Source organism: Bacillus sp. FJAT-27251 (assembly GCF_001273925.1).
GTDB lineage: Bacteria > Bacillota > Bacilli > Bacillales > Cytobacillaceae > Mesobacillus_B.
In genome coordinates, this window is sequence record NZ_LIGG01000001.1 from 4,407,004 (window position 1) to 4,426,406 (window position 19,403).

Below are 19,403 nucleotides of genomic sequence, written 5' to 3' on the forward strand. Positions count from 1 at the left end.
CACTCAAGAACGGCAGCCAATTAAAGGATAGGCTGCCGTTTTTTCGCCTTTTTCAGTTCACTCCACAGGCACCAACAGCGTAAATGAAATATCATCCTGCTTAAGATTGAACGTGTTGGCCCGCACCTTGATATCACTTTTAAGCTCCATGTCGGTCAGAGATACATAAACGGTTTCCTTATTGGGCTGGATTTCGACCCACTCCGGAAGCTTATAATTGCTCTGGATGATTTTCATGACCCGGGAAACAGGAAGGTCGAGGCTCCCAAGGGTGATGGACTTCTGCTTCAACACGAGATCGCCATTCTCCAGGGCCTCCGGTTCAAAAGTCAAAAGCATTTGCAGATGCTGCCCAAATAAGGGGAAGGCACCATAAAGCTCGACCTCATCTGTTACAAAAACCTGATAATCAATAGGCCCGGTGAATCCTTCTTCTTCAAGGTAATGGTTGATTACCTTATTTAAATCCGCCCTATTGGTCCGAATGTCAAAGGATACATGATCCCCTGCCAATTGGCTGCTTTGCCCCTTCCTTTCCTGTCCGCGCTCAACCGGCATGCTCGCCAATACAAACAAGATAAGGATGATGGCACCCATCGCTCCAAGTAAGATAAAAAAAGCCAGCTTCCATTTATTCTTCATTCAGCATTGCTCTCCTCATTCCTGACTGTATAAGTTCTTCGCTCCAATTCAACCAGCCTTTCACCGCGCAATTCTTCAAACACCCTCTGCGCGATCAGTTCATACCCCTGGTCATTGGGGTGGAAAAAGTCATCGAATAAAAGATTGACTTCGAGGTTCAAGAACAAGTCATCAATTTCAACAAAAACAGCGTTCGGGTAAGAATCGGCGACTTGCGAACTCGCCCGGTTCCATTCAGTGACAATCTGGTTCATTTCTTCAATATCGGAAAACCAGGGAAAAAACGGGTTATAGAAACCGATAAGGACAACAGTCGCATCTTCGTTCAGCGCAGAAACTGTTTCCATAATTTCTTTTATACGGGAAACATACCCTTCTTTCGCTTCTTCAAAAACAGGCATTTCCAACCCGAATATATTCCTTTGGATGATTCTCATCAAATCATTTCCCCCAATGGTGATAGCAACAAGATCTGCCTTGCCGACCGCGGTCTTCAGCTCTTCCGAACCCAGTCTCTTCAACAGCTGGTCCGTTCTGTTTCCTTTTACTCCATGATTCTCGATCACTACCTGCCTGATACCTTCTTTTTCTAGCTTTTTGGCGAGATACGGGAGATATCCCCCCTGTTTTGTGCTGTCGCCGACCCCTTGAGTGAGGGAATCTCCGGCTGCGACAATATGAAGGGGACGGGGAAGCATTTCTTCAGGAACCGGCTGCTTATATTGGATGGAATTTTCCTTGGAAGGAATTCCTTGATTTTGTGTTGTACTGGCAGGATTGCTGCAGGATGCCAATACGAGGAGGCACAGATAAAGTAGGCTGAGGTTTCTGAACATGGCATGCACCTCCCTTTATCATATTCTTTTTTTATTATAGCATGCAGCAACTTTCCCTGACACAGAGAAAGCATTATGGCAGTATACAAAAAAATAGACCTCAGAGAGGCCTATTGAAGTGTTTTGATGTCCTTGATGATATCTTCGAAGGGAGTGTCATTTAAGCCCGAATAGCTTTTCATGATCTGCCCATTCTGGTCCACAAGGTAAAAATAGGATTGGTGAATGACCGCATCCCCATTCTGAGGTTTTTGGACAATGGTTTTAAAGTTATCCATCGCAAAGGTCTCTATTTCCTTCTGCGAATAGCCAGTAAGGAAATTCCAGGAGGAAAAATCCACGCTGAAACGCTGGCCAAATTCCTTGAGTGTCTCTGGCTTATCCACTTCAGGGTCGACGCTAAAGGAGATGAATTGGACGTTGCCAAGATTCTCTTCCTTGACCATATCCTGAAGTTTTAGCATATTCGCCGTCATGGGCGGACAGATATCCGGGCAATTTGTAAAAATGAAATCCGCTACCCAAATTTTCCCTTCCAGGTCGTCAAGCCCAAAGTTTTGACCTTCCTGGTTCACAAATTCAAACTCTTCCACCGGCCATTCCAATGCGTCCACAATTCCCTGCTGGCCGCAGCCAGCCAATAGTAAGGCACTTATCATCACAAAGGCCGATAACAACTTTTTCATTTCACTTCACCCGCTACCTCTCTATATCTTGCTACCTCTTCATTCTAGCAAAGACCTTCATGATAGGAAAGGCTAATGGCTTGTTTCCTTATCATTCAAAAAAATACATGAAGCCTATGGCTCCAGGCCCTGTATGCGTACTGACAATTGGGGTTGTATCCTCAATTTGTATGTCACTGTAGCCCGCCTTTTCAGCGATTGCCTCTTTGAGCCTGGCAGCCAGTTCCATCCCGGCGGCATGAACAAGCCCGACTCCTTTGATGGTCCGTCCTTCCGTATCTTCAACAAAACGGCTAACTAGATACTTTACCACTTGCGAATAGCTGCGCGCTTTTGAGACTGGAGTATATTCGCCGCCTTCAAGAGAAGCAATCGGCTTGATATTCAGCAGGGAGCCAATCATCGCCTTGCCTTTCCCGATTCTTCCACCCTTCACCAGGTTTTCGAGAGTGTCTACAACTACATATAGGCGTGTGTTCTCCCTTACTTCTTCCAGCCTTGCAACTATATCCTCCAAGCTGCGGCCTTCCTTTGCCATCCTGGCAGCTTCAACTACCTGGAAGGCCAAGGCTTTTGAAATAAAACGGGAATCAATCACCGTGACGTCTGCTTTCGTCATGCCCGCTGCACTTTCCGCTGAGCGGACAGTACCGCTCATGCCTCCCGTCATGTGGATGGAAATGACTGAATAGCCTTGGTCGGCCAGGCTTTCATATACTTCCAGGAACTCTCCGGCTGACGGCTGGGAGCTTTTTGGCAGTTCTTTTGAAGCTTTCATCTTATCCATGAACTCTTGGGGAGAAATTTCAATCCTGTCCAAAAAATGCTCGCCATCAATGGAAATGGACAGCGGAACAATATGTATATCGTACTCTTTTATGACATTTTCGCTTAGGTCCACCGTTGAATCCGTAACAACCTTTATCTTATTCACATAGATCACACCCCTATCTGCTTTCTATTCAATTATACATGTTCTTAAAATAGGAACAAAACAAAAGGCGCCTGTTTGGCGCCCATCGCTTATGCATTATTCTTCAATTCGGCACTTTGGAAAAGCTGCTCGTAGACGGGCCACTTAAGGACCCTTTTTAAATATTCTCTGAAAGAGTATGTCTTTTTGGCATTTTCATCAAAGTAAATGCCTGAAATAAAAGTTTGCAAACGGACTTGAATCAAGAAATAATGAGGGTTTCTTTTCTCCAATACAGGTATTTCCTTCACCTTAACCTTCTGTCCAACAGTATTTTTGAACTCCAGGCTCTTGTATAACAAAATATCAATCCTCTTTTTATCCCGTTTGATTATATTATACCTTATTACCATATCGAATTGTGTCTATTTATGCGCTCTCAATAATTTTTTTCTTCTATGATAAAAAGCCTTCAGGGTACCCTGGAGGCTTTTTATCAACGTTACTGGCTATCCTGCTCGGCGTAGCCATTTTCCGCTTCCCATTCTTTCTCTTTCTTAAGTTTCCGCTTATATACGATCTTTGATAGATTGACGCTGATTTCATACAGGAATAATAACGGTACTGTCACCAGAAAATCGGACATGATATCTGGAGGAGAGATTACCACCGCCACTACAACAAGCACAAAGTAGGCATATCTGCGGATTTTCGAAAGGACAAAGGGATTAATAACGCCCAGGGATGTAAGGAACATTGTCACAACCGGCATCAGGAACAAAATGCCGAAGGGAATTGTCATGTTTAAAACAAACCGGAAATACTTATCCGCTGTAAAATTCGTCACAACCATGTCGGCGCTCAATTCAATCAGGAAATTAAGTACAATCGGGAAAATGACGAAATATCCAAACAATAGACCGGCAACAAACAGAATGAACAGTGCAGGAATATAAGACAAAGTCACTTTTTGCTCTATTGGCTTCAATGCCGGTTTAACAAACAGCCAAATTTGGGTTGCCAGGACTGGTATGGTTCCAGCAATGGCGATCACAGTGGCAATCATGAAATAAATCCAAACGATATCACTGGGTCCCAGGACAATCAGTTTTATGTCCAGGTCCTGAACAAAAAAACGATAAATATCTTCTACAAAAAGGAACCCGACGATAAAAAATACAAGAAAGGCAGCGACACTTATCATCAGCCTTTTTCTTAGTTCATCCAGATGGTCTACTACATTTAATTCTTTATCTTCCATATTTCTCCCCTGCCAGACAAGAATGCTTATTTAGAAAAGCTACAGCACCGAATATGCGCTGTAGCTTTTTTGATCCCCTTCATTTCAGAAAAAAGGGTGCAAGATAAATTATCCTACACCTTATTTGAGCGCTTTTTGGATTTCCTTTTTCTCTTCCTCAATATCGTCCATTACGTCGCTGGTTAACTCACGAGTGGATTTCTTAAATTCTTTCAGCGTTTGCCCGAATGCACGTCCAATCTCGGGGAGTTTCTTTGGTCCAAAGATGATTAAGGCCAAAACAAGGATTAGAATTAATCCCGGGACACCGATGTTTGATAGCATGGATCAACATCTCCTTCTCAATTTGTGAATCTACTATGATTATAGTGCATTAACTGCCCTTTGTGGAGCAATAAAATAATTGTTCATGATAATTTCACAAAAACAAAAAAGTTTTCCGCTATGTGATATTTCTTACTTCTTTAACATAATTTCGATTCTATCTCTATTATAGTTATTATACAAGTAAATTAAACAACTGGTTATTATTGTTAAGTTCAAGGAATGCAAAACCTTTCTTTTCAAGGCTGGCAATCAGTCTTGGATATTCATCTTTATCCTTAAGCTCTATTCCCACCAGGGCCGGCCCGCTTTCCTTATTATGTTTCTTCGTATATTCAAATCGGGAAATATCATCCTGCGGCCCAAGAACATCATCAAGAAACTCACGCAAAGCCCCGGCACGCTGCGGGAAATTTACGATAAAATAGTGCAGGAGGCCTTCGTGAAGCAAGGATCGTTCCTTGATTTCCTGCATTCGGCTGATGTCATTATTCCCCCCGCTTATTACACAGACGACCGTCTTTCCCTTAATTTCCTCCTTAAGGAAATCCAGGGCAGCAATAGGAAGCGCACCAGCCGGCTCCGCAACAATGGCATGCTCATTGTAAAGCTGGAGGATGGATGTACACACTTTCCCTTCCGGCACAACCACAATATCATCGAGCAATTCCCGGCAAATTTCGTATGTTTTTTGGCCAACACACTTGACGGCGGCACCATCTACAAACGTTTCAATCTGGCTTAGCGGGAATACCTTCTCCTGTTGGATTGATGCTTTCATTGAAGCAGCGCCTGCCGGTTCAACTCCAATAACCCTCGTTCCGGGAGAAACACTCTTAATAAAAGTCCCCACTCCAGACATTAAGCCTCCGCCGCCAATGCTGCCAAGAATGTAGTCAATCGGCTCTTCACAATCATTCATGATTTCCACAGCAACCGTGCCTTGCCCAGCGATTACCTTTTCATCGTCAAACGGGTGAATAAAAGCTCTCCCTTCCCGATCTGAACAGGCAACTGCTTCATTATAGGCATCGTCAAAGGAGTCTCCCGAGAGAATGATCTCCACAAATTCCCTTCCGAACATTTCAATCTGGCTGACCTTCTGGCCAGGTGTGGTAGCAGGAACAAAAATCTTTCCGTGGATCCCCAGCTGCCGGCATGCAAATGCTACCCCTTGGGCATGATTCCCCGCACTCGCACAAACAACTCCATTTTCCAGGTTCTCGCTCAAAAGCTTCATCGAATAATAAGCTCCCCTAAGCTTGAAAGAACGCACATGCTGCAGGTCCTCCCGTTTCAGATATACATTGCATTCATATTTTTCGGAAAGCCGTTCGTTTTTTTGCAGTGGTGTATGGGCAACAATTTCCTTCAGATGCCTGTAAGCTATCAAAATATCTTCTACTTGCACCCATTTTTTTATGACTGTTCTCTGTTCCATACAGCACCCTCACTTTATAGTTGATTAATTTGTACATTATAACATATAAGCGTGTTAACCGATAAAAGTTTTTTAATATTTTTACTAATTCATTAATAAAAAAACTGCACAGAATTATGTGCAGGCAAGAAGTCAGGGCGCCATGCTGCTGTTTTTTTGAGCCGTAATGATTGCTGCTTTAACCTCGGCGGCCACTTCCTTAAGATCTTTATTTTTATAGTCCTCAAACGGAATCGAAGGGCATATGGCAATGGAGACGATCGCCGGCTTTACCAGCCTGCCATTCTTTTCAAATATGTCAGCTGTTCCCTGGATGGAAACAGGAACAATTGGCACCCCCGCATCCCTTCCGAGCCTTAAACCGCCCGTTTTAAACTCGCCGATTGGCCCTCCTTTGCTCCTGGTACCCTCGGGGAAAATCAGGATGGAATGCCCCTGCTTTAATAGCTCCGTCCCTTCCCGTATGGACATTATTGCCTTCCGCCGGTCCTTTCTGTCCAAAAACACACAATTCATCGTCTCCATCCAGGAAGACAGAACGGGCACCTTTTTTACTTCAACCTTGGAAATAAACCCAAATGGTTTGTTCACATAAGCCAGCAGCAAAGGTATGTCAAAATCCCCCTCATGGTTGCTGACAAACAGCACCGGTCCATCCGGCAAATGCTCCTCTCCGGAAAAGGCCACCCTGGAACCAGTAATTTTCATAATCGTCCTGGACCATTGCTGAGGGGTTTCATGAACCTTTAAGTCCCTTTCATGGACTAACATATCCATTGGAAGTTTCTTCATCTTTTTCAATCTTGGGATGCTGTAAACCAGTAACCCGCTCATATACAGAAAAAACACGATCAATCGAATCATGATGCTCCCCCCTTAATTTCAGTCGAAAACTATTATAGCTGATATACAAGCCTGACAGCTGCGTAAACTGTTACTTATAAAAAAATAAGACAGCACACTTGCTGTCTTATTTCTTCCGCCTATAGATCAGGAACTCATAATCGTACGGATTTTTCTCATCCCTTATTCCCTTTTCGCGTGTTTCAAGTTCCCAGGCATCCATATGGAACACCGGGAAGAAGGTGTCGCCGTCAAAACGCTCATGAATCATTGTCACATACAGACGGTCCGCATGGGGAAGCACTTCTTTAAAGATTTCAGCACCGCCTATGACAAAGAGTTCTTCTTTATGCAAATCATGATAGTGAAGCAATTCATCAACCGAATGAAGGATGGTGCACCCTTCACTCTTATAGTCACGGTCCCGTGTGATGATGATGTTTTCACGGCCTGGAAGCGGCCGGCCGATGGACTCATGTGTTTTTCTGCCCATTGCGATTGGGTGGCCCATTGTCACCCTTTTAAAAAACTTGAGATCCTCCGGCAAATGCCACGGCAGCTGGTTATCCCTTCCAATGGCACGATTTTCATCCATGGCCCAGATTAAGGAAATCATACGCTCACGGCTCCTTTTATATGCGGATGAGGGTCATAGCCTTCAAGCGTAAAATCTTCAAACTTGAAACCGAAAATATCCTTGACTTCCGGGTTCATCTTCATTTTTGGCAATGCTCTTGGCTCCCTGTCCAGCTGCAGGTTTACCTGTTCAACATGGTTTGTATAGATATGCGCATCCCCAAGGGTATGGATGAACTCGCCTGGCTGAAGGTCGCATACCTGGGCTACCATCATTGTTAATAGGGCGTATGATGCGATATTAAATGGAACTCCAAGGAAAATGTCAGCACTCCGCTGATAGAGCTGGCATGACAGTTTTCCATCTGCCACATAGAACTGAAATAGGCAGTGGCAGGGCGGAAGAGCCATATGATCTACATCGGATACATTCCAGGCGCTGACAATCAGCCTTCTTGAATCGGGGTTGTTTTTAATCTGGTGGATCAAGTTGGAAATTTGGTCGATGCTCCCTCCATCTGGAGTTGGCCAGGACCTCCACTGATGCCCGTAAACCGGCCCTAGCTCTCCATCTTCATCCGCCCACTCATTCCAGATCCGCACTCCATTTTCCTGAAGGTATTTAACATTCGTATCTCCATTTAAAAACCATAGAAGTTCGTGAATAATACTTTTTAAGTGCAGTTTTTTCGTTGTAACCAAAGGAAAGCCTGCGCTCAAATCGTACCTCATCTGGTAACCAAACGTGCTTATGGTACCTGTGCCGGTACGGTCTTCCTTCCTTGTCCCTTCATCAAGAACATGTTTGCATAAGTCCAAATATTGTTTCAAAAAAAGCACCACCTTAAATAACAGTCTTTCCTATTTTAAAGCAAAGCAATGGCTGCGACAACCAAAGTGCCGCAGCCATCAGACATTAATCCAGTGCCTCAATATACCTGAAAGTCTGAGGGGCCACATCTTTCAAGAGCTTCTTATGATGGCCGTCCAGATAGAACATGGCAAAGGTTTCTGCAAAGTATTCTTCGGGGTAATCGAGGAAATAAGCCTTTCCAGGAAACAGGAATTTGCTCTCCTTCTTCCAAATCTCCAAAAATTGCGGATCTTCCCTGATCAGGCCATAGACATGGCGGTCAACCGAGTGGGCCAATTCATGGAGTTCAAGATTGACAGAACCATGGCCTTGCCCCTTGTCGCTGCTGCCAATCTTGACGAGGACCAGCCTTGAACCTCCTACTCCGGGAACTTCATCCCAGGTTTTACCACTGGCATATCCTCGCGGCGTGATCCCTTTTAAGTCCCGTGCAGACGGGTTATCTGTAAGTTTTCCTTCGAACAGGGCAATCTTTATGTCCTGTTCAACGATTTTCCTTAGCAGTTCTGTTGGAAGGCGGTCAATTCTGACAATCATTTCCGCCGATTCCCGATGATTAAAATCTCCTTCAGGCACTAAAAAAATATCCCCAAGATAATCGCTATGTTCCACATTCAAAGAATCCATCAGCAAGGATTGCTGAGGGTATAGTTTAAGAGGAATGCCATTCACATTGGCATGGAGGCTTCCCGGAAGCAAAAATATCATGAAGAAAAAAAGGAGGAACTGGGTCAAATGGCGCATTTCTGGTCTCCCTTAAATTAAGATGTTTTTGCATGGAGTAAATCTATTAAAATTATATCATACTGGAAATAAGCTGGAGAAGCCTTCTATCAACTTACATAATAAGGAAGAAGGGGATGTTTCCTCACACTTCAGGCCTAAAACGCATATAGTTCAGTAGCATATGTAAGTAGGTGAAAAGAACCATGAAATCAAAATGGCCGCCACATAAAGAGTCCTCATCCGATCTCCAGTTCGTTCTTAAAGTGCTTGCCTCAGGAAAGCTTGTTGCAGCAGATTTCTTCCTTTGCCTCATTCTTCTTCCCTTGATTCCAGTCACTTTCCTGCACCCTTTGAAACTATGGATTATAACCATTATGGCTGCATATTTTATTTTTTGTTGCGTACTGTCTCTAATGAGCAATGCGGTATTTAGACGAAAAAAAACCTAACCAGCTTATGGCTGGTTAGGTTCTCCATTTTGGGGGAGTATTTTTAGCCCAGTAGATGGAGCCAAGATTAAAATGAGTCTGAAAACTGTCATGATGAGTATGGTAATGAAAATTGAACCAATATCCTTCGTGCGGCGGCCTGTCCCTTCTTACATGGAACCGGATTATATCCTTTTGGTCCGGACCATAAATATGAAAGATTTTCTCGGACATTCCCCCTCCAGGCATTTCCGATATGGACAGGTTTGCCAATTCTTCTTCCGGAAATTGTTCTGCCACAGAGACAATGGCTTTTTCAATATTTGGAAGTATAATTTGTCTGAATTCATCTTCGATCACAGGGCCGATGCGGGTGCCAAACTTCTCCAGCGATTGCTCTTCTGCCTCTTTCATAGCTCTCTCCAAAAAACTTTCCAGGTGATCCTCTTCATCAACCTGCCCATCCTGGCTTACGGCAGGTGCCCGCATGGCATCAGCCATATCACCGCCTTTGGATTGTGACGGCAGCAGTTCAGACGCCTGGGAAGGCGAAACCATTCCAAGAGTCAGTATGGATATCAAAACGACGAGTGATTTTCTCAGCCATAGCGGCATTTTCTTTCCCCCCGTGCAACAAAGTTCCCTTGCCAATTTAGGTTAATCTATCATTATATGAATAATCATTTCTACTTACATGATTATTATACCGCTTTCATGTGCCACTGGGCAAAAGGTTTATTTTTATTTATAACGGTTAATATGTATTTAAGGTAGTTATATGGATATATACATAATGTACAAAGATGACCCAATAAAGCGAGGGGGAAAGCAAATGACATGGATTGCAGCTGCCATCGGCATGGTTATGCTGGCTTATTTTGTATATCTTGCCATTGTGGATTAAATGAAAAGCGGAGACGATTGCCCAGCCCAGACAGGCATAAGACAGTCTCCAGAAGAAGTCTTCTTTGACTTCTGGCGGGGAATGGCATATGTCCCAAGGGGCTAGGAGGCGGAGCTGGAAAAAGAAAAGCGGAGACGATTGAAAAACCCTGAAGACATTTCTTTCAGGGTTTTTCAATGACGCCAAAATGGAATTTTGCACTTTTACGCCTGAAGACTTTAAAGCCAAAGTGTTCAAAGCGGCTGCTGCGGTAGTGATCTTTCAGGATCACCCGTTTTCTTGCAATGCGGAGAGCATGGTCCATCATTTCCTTTGTCAATGTTTCATTCAGTGCAAAGTTGGTGAGGCCCCTGATTCCGTCCGATTCAAGGATGCTCTCTTCAAACATGGGGTCAAAATACACACAGTCAATACTGGCTCCATCCATTCTCTCCAGAACAGAAAGTGCCTCACCCTGAACAACTGACACTCTTCTCATTGCTTCATCCATGGGCGGTAACCCAGAGTTCCAGGACCTCAAGCCCTCGGCTACAATATAAGCTAAAACAGGATTGCCTTCCACACCAGTTACCTTGCCGCCAGCTCCTGCGGCCAAACTGGCCACAATGCTGTCAGAGCCCAGCCCCAGTGTACAATCCAGCAAGCTCATGCCTTCCCCGAAGCCTGAAGCTTCCAGAAAGGGGTCTCTTTCTCCCTTTAATAACCTTTTAACCCGAAACATGGCTGAATTGGGATGAAAGAAGAATGGCTCATCCTCACCGCGGGGGTACAGTTCTAGCCTGTTCTTCCCAACCACCAGGCAATCATCCTGTACCGACTCCATCAACTGCAGAACGGATCGTTTATTCCGGGTAACATATGGGCTGTCCAGCGCAAGGGCTATCTGTTCGGCTGCCCTGATCATATCATTATTTGTTCTTCCAGCCGTTGTGACAATCATGATTTTAAACCCGCATATTCTACTTGATAAAGAAAACTCGCCGATTGGCGAGTTCCCTTAACAATGCTTTTCAAATGCCGCACTCAAATTATCCAGGATTTCTTCCATGGAATGTCCTTCAATTTCGTGCCGGGGAATGAAATGTACAACTTCCTTACCCTTTAGGAGAGCCATGGAAGGAGAAGAAGGCTCCAGGCCGGTGAAGTATTCACGCATTTTTGCAGTAGCTTCCTTTTCCTGGCCTGCAAAGACAGTGACAAGGTGATCAGGCGCCTTATCGCTCCGAAGTACCGCCTGTGTAACAGCAGGACGGGCAAGGCCTGCGGCACATCCGCAAACTGAATTTACAACCACTAGAGTGGTGCCCTCAGCATTTTCAACATACTGTTCAACCTCTTCAGGTGTCAGCAATTCCTTAAAGCCTGCATTTACTAGTTCCTCACGCATCGGCTTCACTATCTGTTTCATATATTCTTCATAAGCCATGGACATAAGAATCCCTCCCATCTTTAGTTGCAGTGTTAGCATACTATCTTTTTTGCTGCAATGCAATCAAGAGAAGGCATCACTGGTGCCATCATTGTTTTATAATGGTTTTCCCTTCAACAAACATGACGCTTTCCGATAAAGCTTCAAACCCGCTGCCGTTTTCAATCAAAACCTCACTTCCAACAACAGCATTTTCTATCAGAATATTTTCTCCAATTACGGCATTAGGCAGAATGACCGAATTTTTAACCAGCGAACCTTTGCCTACCTTCACGCCATAAGAAAGGACGGAACTCAAAACATCACCGAAAATTTCGCAGCCCTCACTGATGAGCGACTGTTTTATATATGATTCTTCATCCAGATAAGCAGGAGGCAATGTCGTGCCGGCCGTATAGATTGGCCATTCCTTGCGATGCAGGATCGGCGAAGTTGTTTCCCTCAGCAAATCCATATTGGCTTCCCAATAACTTTGAACCGTTCCGACATCCTTCCAGTACTCATTGAACTCATAAGCGCAAAGGCGGTAATTCTGCTGAAGCATAAATGGGATGATATCCTTCCCGAAATCGCTGAAGGATTCAGGGTCCCCATCAAGCTGTTCAAAAATATGGCAAAGTGTTTTCCAATTAAAAATGTAGATTCCCATTGAAGCGTGATTGGATTGGGGGTGGAGCGGCTTTTCAACAAAATCGAGAATCTGCCCGGATTCATGGTCAACGTTCATGATTCCGAACCTTTCCGCTTCCTCCCACGGAACACGTACCACAGGTATCGTCACATCGGCCCCTTTTTCAATATGTACCTCCAGCATACAGTTGTAATCCATTTTATAAATGTGGTCTCCTGATATGATCAGCACATATTCAGGTTCATGGGACTGAATGAACTGACGGTTTTGTGCAATGGCATGAGCTGTTCCTTCATACCATCTGTCCATGTCATCACACTGGAAAGGCGGCAAAAAAGTTATACCTGCATTCCTGCGGTTCAAATCCCAGGTTTCCCCGTTGCTGATATAGTTTTGGAGTGTATGCGGCTGGTATTGGGTGAGAATGCCAACTGTATCCATGCCCGAGTTTCGGCAATTGCTTAATGCGAAATCTATAATTCTATATTTCCCGCCAAAAGGCACGGCGGGTTTTGCGATTTTTTCTGTGAGCTTCCTCAGCCTTGTGCCTCTTCCTCCCGCCAACAGTAAGGTAATAATCTCTTTTTTTGCCATAAAAACTCCTTTGGAAAGATTTTATGTGTTGATACCATTCCGACTTAAAATAAAGGCCACTTCGTTCACGGCAACTCCGAATTTGGGCAGAGTTCTATGTTCTTATTACTTTAACAAAATTCTGTATATTTATAAATTGAAAGCAGTCGACGAAAAGATGGAGGGAACGACAACATTCTCTTGTTATGCTGCCTTTCAGCCTAATAGCAAGAAGGTTATTCATCGTTAAACCGGGCGGATTGTCGAAATACCAAGATAAATTAAGGCTTTAGTCTTGATAAGCAGAGGACCTTTTCCAGAACAAAAGTGCCTGCCCCCCCACTACGTTAACATAGGCKGGGGCAGGCACCATTTAATGCGTTAATACATTACTGTAGCGAGGGTCAGGCACCAATTTTACAGAGACAGCGTAATTGCTAGTACTCGGTTTAAACGCCGATACCTGGTCCATTTAATGCTACTACTAGCATTAAGTTCGCTGCTATAAACCTTGTACTCGCATTATCTCTACTCTTACCAGCATTAAATCCCGACTTACCAGCATTATATTAACCCTTACTAGTATTAAATGAATGTTTAATCCTAGTACTCGTATTATACGATACACAGGTGGGTATACCTTTAGCAAAATAGCTCCTTTTCGATGTAGGATTGGCTCAAATCGAATTAGGAGGGCTCATTTTTGAATATAAACTCGCCCAGTTCCTCTTTTTAACCAAGCACTTATGCAAGATTGCCCCCACAATCAACCAAATATTCCACAATTAGAAAACGATATTTGCGATTTCATGGCAGGGTATAGCAACATTTACCGAACAATCATCCACAAGTATGGAACTTTATAATTTCCTAGACAATAAAAAAGACGCGAATCCGTCATTCGCGTCCTTAATAGGGATGTACTCCCCTCATTTTCAACTTTTTTTCCGTGCTTCCGTCATCTGTTTCCAAACGGACCCTTTAGCTTCTTCACCATGTTCAATCCTGGCAATGGCTAGCTTGATTTGAAGGCTGACTTCGAATTCGGGGTCATTTTCTGCCGATTTTAGGGCAGGCAGCGCCTTTTCATCTCCCACTTCATACAAAAACATGGCTGCGCGCCAACGGACCAGCTTGCTATTGTCCTTCAATGCCTCGGCCATGGCTTCCGCTGCTTCCGAAAAGCCGAGATCGGAGAGGCAGTCTCCTGCTGTCCTTCTCACAGTTACACTTTTATCCTTCAAGGCTTTATATAAATACGGCAGGACTTCAGGGTCCTCTATCATGCCAAGATAGACTGCTGCCAAGCGCCTGATGGATGCTTTTTCATCTCCCAATGCCTTTCCAAGAAGAGGAAGGTCATCTACTGTCGGGTCAGGCATCTGTTCCAGCAGCTGATAACGTTTCCGCCAGTCAGGATGTTCAAGGTCATCCAGACTGACTGGCACCCTCTTTTGACTAACAGCCCGCTGCTCCGGACTCTTTGCCTGGTTGATAAGCTCTTTCAGCCGCTCAGGCGGATAGGCAGCCATAATCTCTTCTTTCATCTCTTCGCCGATTTGGTCCCATTCGCCATAACGGACACCAAAATCTTTCCAGCGCCTGACCATGACGAGATTATCTTCAGGTCCCTGAACCTCCATTGCAGCTTTGGCGAATATTTCCGGAAGCGCATATCTTTTCTCTTCGTTTCCATCCGTCAGTTTGATTTGGACTGGAACACCTTTATACATATGAACCTGGGCCTTGATTTCGCCGAAATGTTCGTCCACTTTCACAGACTCTTCCGCTTCCTTGCCATCTTCCTGGCCAAACGCTTTTCTAACTTCTGGCAAAATTACTTTCCAGTCAAACTTTGCATTTCTTTCAACAGCAAGAAAATCTGCTACATGGTAAACTCCCTTGACCCCTTCGATTTCAAGGATCTTTTGGATAACCTGCGGGGCACCTTCCTTATTATCTTGTTTGTAATTATTGCTTTTACCCATGGGCAGCTCTTCATCCAGATTGACCTTCATCGTATTCGGGCTTGGCGTTGGTTCAATTGAAGTTATTTTCATGGTTCCACCCCTTTGTTGAATATCAATTCCATCATATTGAAATTTGGCGGGTTTCGCCAACCTAATGTGCGTTCAATATTAATCGGCAATCTCTGAGAGATAGCTCCATCTTTCGATCATTTGCTCCAGCTGCTCATTAAGCTCGGACTCTTCCTTCATTAAAGCTTGTCCTTTTTCAAAGTCGCTGCCAATACCGGCCATTTCTGCTTGTATTTCTTCAATACGGGCTTCGGCGGCAGCAATTTTGTCCTCTATTTCCTCCCACTCGCGCTTTTCCATATAGGACATTTTCTTCTTTTTCGTCCTGTCCTGGGGCTCCTGCTTCTCTTTTTTCTCTGGAATAGACACTTCTTTTTGAGTCAGGAGACTCTCTAAGTAGTCAGAGTAATTCCCGAAAAACAACGAGATTTTGCCCTCGCCTTCAAGTACCAGCAATTGGTCCACAGTCTTATCTAGAAAGTAGCGGTCATGTGATACTGTAATAACCACTCCGGGAAAGTCATCCAGATAGTCTTCGAGAACGGTTAATGTCTGCGTATCAAGGTCATTTGTCGGCTCATCAAGCAAAAGGACATTTGGCTCTTCCATCAATAATTTTAAAAGGTACAATCGCCGTTTCTCTCCGCCCGACAACTTGCGGATCGGTGTACCATGGGTGGATGGCGGAAAGAGGAAACGCTCCAGCATCTGCGAAGCCGAAATCGTTTTCCCGTCAGAAGTATGAACTACCTGTGCCGTCTCCTTCAAATACTCAATCATTCTTTTATTTTCATCAAGGCCTTCATTTTCCTGGGTATAATAGGCGATTCTTACGGTCTGCCCAGTGATCAGCTCACCCGAGTCGAGCGGAATCTTCCCTGCAAGGATATTGAGGAGAGTGGATTTCCCGGTTCCATTTCTGCCGATGATTCCAATCCGGTCCCCCTGCTTCAAAAGAAGATCAAAATCCTGAAGAATCACTTTGCCCCCGAAGTTTTTCTCCGCTTCTTTAAGCTCAAGCACCTGCTTCCCCAACCGGCTTCCGCTAAGCGAAATATCAAGCTTTTCAGCGCTTTTGCCACTTATCTGTGTTTCCAGCTGTTCAAAGCGCTGGATCCTTGCTTTTTGCTTTGTTGTTCGGGCTTTCGCTCCACGCCGAATCCATTCCAGTTCGCGTCTGAACAGATTCCTTTTCTTTTCAAGTGTTGCAGCTTCATTCTCTTCCCTGACTGCTTTCGCTTCAAGAAAACTGGCATAGTTTCCTTTATAACTATAAAGGGTACCGCCATCCAATTCAAAAATCCGGTTTGTTACCCGATCAAGGAAATAGCGGTCATGGGTGACCAGGAGCAGCGAACCGGTATACCGACCCAAATATTCTTCCAGCCATTTTACACTTTCATAATCAAGATGGTTTGTTGGCTCATCGAGAATAAGCAAATCGGGTGCCTCAATTAAAACCTGTGCCAAAGCAACCCGTTTTTTCTGCCCGCCCGAAAGATCGCCCGTCCTTTTTCTGAAATCAGCGATCCCCAATTTTGTAAGAATTGTTTTAGCTGCTGTATTTGCATCCCAGGCATCAAGGCTATCCATTTGCTGCTGCAGCCCCATAAGCGCTTCATGCAAAGAGGCATCTTCAGGATCCTGCTCCATTTTGAACAAGGTGGTTTCATATTCCCTCATAAGTTTCAATATTGGAGCCTCGCCAAAAAACACTTGCTCCAGCACGTTCAAATCGGGGTTTAATTCTGGCTGTTGGGATAGATAGCTCATCCGATAATCCTTTGGAGTGGTCATATGGCCAGAATCCGGTGCATCAATTCCTGCAAGTATTTTCAGCAAGGAAGATTTTCCTGTACCATTGACGCCAATAAGACCGACCCGGTCCCGCTCTCCGATTGTAAAGCTGACACCTTCAAATAAGGTTTTTTCACCATAAGACTTTGTTATATTTTCTGCAGACATCATTTTCAAGCATTACCATTCCATTCACTGTAAAATTGTTGGAGAAATTCCGCCATATACTCATGCCTTTGCTGCGCAATTTCCCGGGCGGCATCCGTATTCATTAATTCCTTTAGCTTAAAAAGCTTTTCGTAAAAATGATGGACGGAAGAACTCTGTCCATTTCGATATTCTTCCAGGGTCATCCCTTCTCTGACCCTAAATTCCGGTTCATAGATTGGATTCCCTTTCTTACCTCCATATGCAAATGTCCTCGCAATGCCGATTGCCCCCAGTGCATCCAGCCGGTCGGCATCCTGGACAATTTTGGCCTCAATGGTTTTCAATTCTACTTTTCTTCCGCCCTTGAACGATACGCTTTCAATGCAGGCAAGGATATGTTCGGCCGTATCTTCGGGCAAGTTCAGGGAATCCATGTGCGCAAGGAGTTTATCCMATCCTTGTTTTTCCGATTCATTGAGTTTCCCATCTGGAATATCATGGAGCAGAGCGGCCATCTCAATGATAAAAAGGTCGCCTGCATCCGTCTTTTGGGCGATCAGCTTTGCGTTTTTTCTCACTCTGTCTATGTGATGCCAATCATGCCCGGTGGATTCTACCATTAATTGGGTCCGGACAAATTCCTCTGTCCTGGCTAAAGTGTCCTTCATAAACAGCCACCTTCTTCCTAGCTTGTATTTTAACATGAATAGCCCACCATGCCTTAAACAAGAATTATACAGATTATTTTGGTCTCAAAAAAAAGGCCCCTTTTTGGGTCCTCTTCTTAAAGAGATTGATTGTACCAGCTAATTCCAATGGTATGTTCACCTGCATGGACACCAATCACTGCCCCCAGCGGAAAGCATGAAAAAGCAACTTCTGTAAACTCTGTCTGAAGCTCTTTCAGCCACTGTAAGGCTATATTGGGTTCATGTCCATACAGCAGCCAGGCTTCCCTCATTCCATATTCGCGGTAGGACGCACGGAAGCAGTCAAAGATTTTTTCCTTCGCCTTCTTTCCGCTTCTTGCCTTATCCTTGACTTCAAGCGCTCCATCCACTATGGAAATAATCGGTTTTATATTAAGCATGCTTCCGAATAGGTACTTGGCACCGGACATACGCCCGCTGCGGTGCAGCTGTTCCAGGCTGCCCACCAGCACATAGGTTTCACTGCTTTCCCTGATTTTTTCCAGCGTGCTCTTGATTTCCGGGATGGAAGCCCCTTTTCCGGCAAGCTGGATCCCTTTTTTAATGAGAGCACTTTGCGGAAAACTCAGGATTTTAGAGTCGATTGTAACTACAGGCTTGTTCAGCAATTTTGCTGCCTGCTGGCTTGAATCGATTGTTCCGCTCAATTTTGAAGAAACAAGTATGGAAATCACATGATCATAATCCTGAAATAATTTTTCATATAGGGTTTTAAAGGCGCCTACAGATGGCTGCGAAGTCTTTGGAGGTTCATTTAATGTTTTTAATCTATGAAAAAGCTCACCTGCGGTCAAATCGATTCCATCAGTAAACTCCTTGCCGTCAAGGATTACCGACATAGGTATGGTGAAAATATCTGCGCGGCTGGCAAGTTCATCATCGAGAATGGCCGTGCTGTCCGTTACCCAAGCAAGATTCTCCATAGGCTCCCCCCTTTTGAATCAATATATGATGGAAAACGGCGGTTAAGACAAGAAAAGCACTGGAATCCGGACAGTTGCCAAGGGTCCCGGATGTTTGCTTTTCTTGGAAAAGGCCCGGTTTCCCCCGGGCCCCATACCCAAAAGGACTATTACCCTTTGCCAATGCTAAGCTCCAGCTCCCTCATCGAAGCAATCATATAATCCACCATTTCTGCAAGGTCATCGATTTGATCCTCAAGTACCAGGCGGTTAAAGTGTACTGCCGCTTCATTTTTTACGGACATGCCTGATTGGAGGGGATTGAGGGTTGCGGATTGGGTGATGGTTCTTCCGGCACCCCAAATCCGCTCAAGAGCCTGCTGGACTTTACTGTACAGTTCCTCTTCATGTTGATGCTTCAGCAGGAACAGAGCCGTCACGGCACAGCCTGCAAGGTGCAGGGAGCCCTCGCCATCCAGCAATTCGGCTGCAAGGTTCCCAAGGCCAGCCTCAATAGTTAGGGCTGCCTGAATTTTCCCCTCCACATCATGCCTCATTTGGAAAGAAACACTGTATTTCCTGGATAGCTTCGCCAGGTTCACTAAATCATCGCGGTCAGTCACCAGTATTTCCCCCTGAAGGTCCCTGTCATAGACGGCACCTTCAATTACAACCTTGATATTTTCAAACGCAGTTGGGTCAAACAATTTATTCACCA

At 44.6% G+C, this 19,403-nt stretch carries 23 protein-coding genes; 2 read left to right on the plus strand and 21 right to left on the minus strand.

Annotated features, from left to right (window positions below):
• Window positions 1–57: 57 nt before the first annotated feature.
• The 12 genes from ADU22_RS20760 to ADU22_RS20815 form a co-directional block, all read right to left on the minus strand.
• On the minus strand, window positions 58–642 hold the full coding sequence (locus ADU22_RS20760) for a YpmS family protein (protein WP_053363876.1): 585 nt from the start codon (window positions 640–642) through the stop codon (window positions 58–60).
• Window positions 639–1,478, minus strand: a complete 840-nt coding sequence (locus tag ADU22_RS20765) for an SGNH/GDSL hydrolase family protein (protein WP_053363877.1) — start codon at window positions 1,476–1,478, stop codon at window positions 639–641. The genes ADU22_RS20760 and ADU22_RS20765 overlap by 4 nt, the downstream gene beginning before the upstream one ends.
• A 110-nt stretch (window positions 1,479–1,588) precedes the next feature.
• Window positions 1,589–2,164: an SCO family protein gene (locus ADU22_RS20770; RefSeq protein ID WP_053363878.1), complete on the minus strand. Its 576-nt coding sequence runs from the start codon at window positions 2,162–2,164 to the stop codon at window positions 1,589–1,591.
• A 91-nt stretch (window positions 2,165–2,255) separates the two neighbouring features.
• Window positions 2,256–3,098, minus strand: a complete 843-nt coding sequence (locus ADU22_RS20775; protein WP_053363879.1) for a DegV family protein — start codon at window positions 3,096–3,098, stop codon at window positions 2,256–2,258.
• An 89-nt stretch (window positions 3,099–3,187) separates the two neighbouring features.
• Window positions 3,188–3,439 carry a DUF2535 family protein gene (locus ADU22_RS20780; protein ID WP_053363880.1) on the minus strand — a complete coding sequence of 84 codons (252 nt, stop codon included), beginning with the start codon at window positions 3,437–3,439 and terminating at the stop codon, window positions 3,188–3,190.
• Window positions 3,440–3,579: 140 nt separating this feature from the next.
• Entirely contained in the window at window positions 3,580–4,338 is a 759-nt protein-coding gene (gene tatC / locus ADU22_RS20785) for a twin-arginine translocase subunit TatC (RefSeq protein ID WP_053363881.1), read from the minus strand.
• 120 nt (window positions 4,339–4,458) lie between these two features.
• Complete coding sequence (tatA, locus tag ADU22_RS20790; RefSeq protein ID WP_046524241.1) at window positions 4,459–4,662, minus strand: twin-arginine translocase TatA/TatE family subunit; 204 nt, start codon at window positions 4,660–4,662, stop codon at window positions 4,459–4,461.
• Between the two features lie 175 nt (window positions 4,663–4,837).
• Window positions 4,838–6,103 (minus strand): threonine ammonia-lyase IlvA, encoded by a 1,266-nt coding sequence (gene ilvA, locus ADU22_RS20795; RefSeq protein WP_053363882.1) that lies wholly within the window; start codon window positions 6,101–6,103, stop codon window positions 4,838–4,840.
• Window positions 6,104–6,235: 132 nt separating this feature from the next.
• Window positions 6,236–6,967 carry a lysophospholipid acyltransferase family protein gene (locus ADU22_RS20800; RefSeq protein ID WP_053363883.1) on the minus strand — a complete coding sequence of 244 codons (732 nt, stop codon included), beginning with the start codon at window positions 6,965–6,967 and terminating at the stop codon, window positions 6,236–6,238.
• A 106-nt stretch (window positions 6,968–7,073) separates the two neighbouring features.
• On the minus strand, window positions 7,074–7,562 hold the full coding sequence (locus ADU22_RS20805; RefSeq protein ID WP_053363884.1) for a dihydrofolate reductase: 489 nt from the start codon (window positions 7,560–7,562) through the stop codon (window positions 7,074–7,076).
• Window positions 7,559–8,353: a thymidylate synthase gene (locus tag ADU22_RS20810; protein ID WP_053363885.1), complete on the minus strand. Its 795-nt coding sequence runs from the start codon at window positions 8,351–8,353 to the stop codon at window positions 7,559–7,561. The genes ADU22_RS20805 and ADU22_RS20810 overlap by 4 nt, the downstream gene beginning before the upstream one ends.
• Before the next feature lie 85 nt (window positions 8,354–8,438).
• The gene (locus ADU22_RS20815; RefSeq protein WP_053363886.1) at window positions 8,439–9,140 is read right to left on the minus strand and encodes an anthrax toxin lethal factor-related metalloendopeptidase; all 702 of its coding nucleotides are present in this window, start codon (window positions 9,138–9,140) and stop codon (window positions 8,439–8,441) included.
• Window positions 9,141–9,325: 185 nt separating this feature from the next.
• Between ADU22_RS20815 and ADU22_RS20820 the strand changes: the two genes are divergently transcribed.
• A complete protein-coding gene (locus tag ADU22_RS20820; protein WP_053363887.1) occupies window positions 9,326–9,571 on the plus strand; it encodes a hypothetical protein in 246 nt (81 codons plus the stop codon).
• 15 nt (window positions 9,572–9,586) lie between these two features.
• Here the strand turns inward: ADU22_RS20820 and ADU22_RS20825 are convergent, their stop codons facing one another.
• Window positions 9,587–10,165: a YpjP family protein gene (locus ADU22_RS20825; RefSeq protein WP_053363888.1), complete on the minus strand. Its 579-nt coding sequence runs from the start codon at window positions 10,163–10,165 to the stop codon at window positions 9,587–9,589.
• A gap of 163 nt (window positions 10,166–10,328) precedes the next feature.
• Here ADU22_RS20825 and ADU22_RS25465 point away from each other — a divergent pair, with 163 nt between their 5' ends.
• Entirely contained in the window at window positions 10,329–10,454 is a 126-nt protein-coding gene (locus tag ADU22_RS25465) for a hypothetical protein (RefSeq protein ID WP_286132348.1), read from the plus strand.
• A 163-nt stretch (window positions 10,455–10,617) separates the two neighbouring features.
• Here ADU22_RS25465 and ADU22_RS20830 read toward each other — a convergent pair whose 3' ends face one another.
• The 8 genes from ADU22_RS20830 to ADU22_RS20865 all read right to left on the minus strand — a co-directional run bounded on the left by ADU22_RS20830 (window position 10,618) and on the right by ADU22_RS20865 (window position 19,401).
• Window positions 10,618–11,394 carry a class I SAM-dependent methyltransferase gene (locus tag ADU22_RS20830; protein WP_053363889.1) on the minus strand — a complete coding sequence of 259 codons (777 nt, stop codon included), beginning with the start codon at window positions 11,392–11,394 and terminating at the stop codon, window positions 10,618–10,620.
• A 57-nt stretch (window positions 11,395–11,451) separates the two neighbouring features.
• Entirely contained in the window at window positions 11,452–11,886 is a 435-nt protein-coding gene (locus tag ADU22_RS20835; protein ID WP_046524233.1) for a BrxA/BrxB family bacilliredoxin, read from the minus strand.
• An 85-nt stretch (window positions 11,887–11,971) separates the two neighbouring features.
• The gene (locus ADU22_RS20840) at window positions 11,972–13,108 is read right to left on the minus strand and encodes a glucose-1-phosphate adenylyltransferase (RefSeq protein WP_053363890.1); all 1,137 of its coding nucleotides are present in this window, start codon (window positions 13,106–13,108) and stop codon (window positions 11,972–11,974) included.
• A gap of 914 nt (window positions 13,109–14,022) precedes the next feature.
• Complete coding sequence (locus ADU22_RS20845; RefSeq protein ID WP_053363891.1) at window positions 14,023–15,147, minus strand: conserved virulence factor C family protein; 1,125 nt, start codon at window positions 15,145–15,147, stop codon at window positions 14,023–14,025.
• A gap of 78 nt (window positions 15,148–15,225) precedes the next feature.
• A complete protein-coding gene (locus ADU22_RS20850; protein WP_053363892.1) occupies window positions 15,226–17,100 on the minus strand; it encodes an ABC-F family ATP-binding cassette domain-containing protein in 1,875 nt (624 codons plus the stop codon).
• Entirely contained in the window at window positions 17,097–17,741 is a 645-nt protein-coding gene (locus ADU22_RS20855) for an HD domain-containing protein (protein ID WP_053363893.1), read from the minus strand. Before ADU22_RS20855 ends, ADU22_RS20850 begins: the two co-directional genes overlap by 4 nt.
• Window positions 17,742–17,857: 116 nt before the next feature.
• Window positions 17,858–18,706, minus strand: coding sequence for a DegV family protein (locus ADU22_RS20860; RefSeq protein WP_053363894.1), 849 nt, complete (start codon window positions 18,704–18,706; stop codon window positions 17,858–17,860).
• A 149-nt stretch (window positions 18,707–18,855) separates the two neighbouring features.
• Window positions 18,856–19,401 carry a hypothetical protein gene (locus ADU22_RS20865; RefSeq protein WP_231687924.1) on the minus strand — a complete coding sequence of 182 codons (546 nt, stop codon included), beginning with the start codon at window positions 19,399–19,401 and terminating at the stop codon, window positions 18,856–18,858.
• Window positions 19,402–19,403 lie beyond the last annotated feature (2 nt).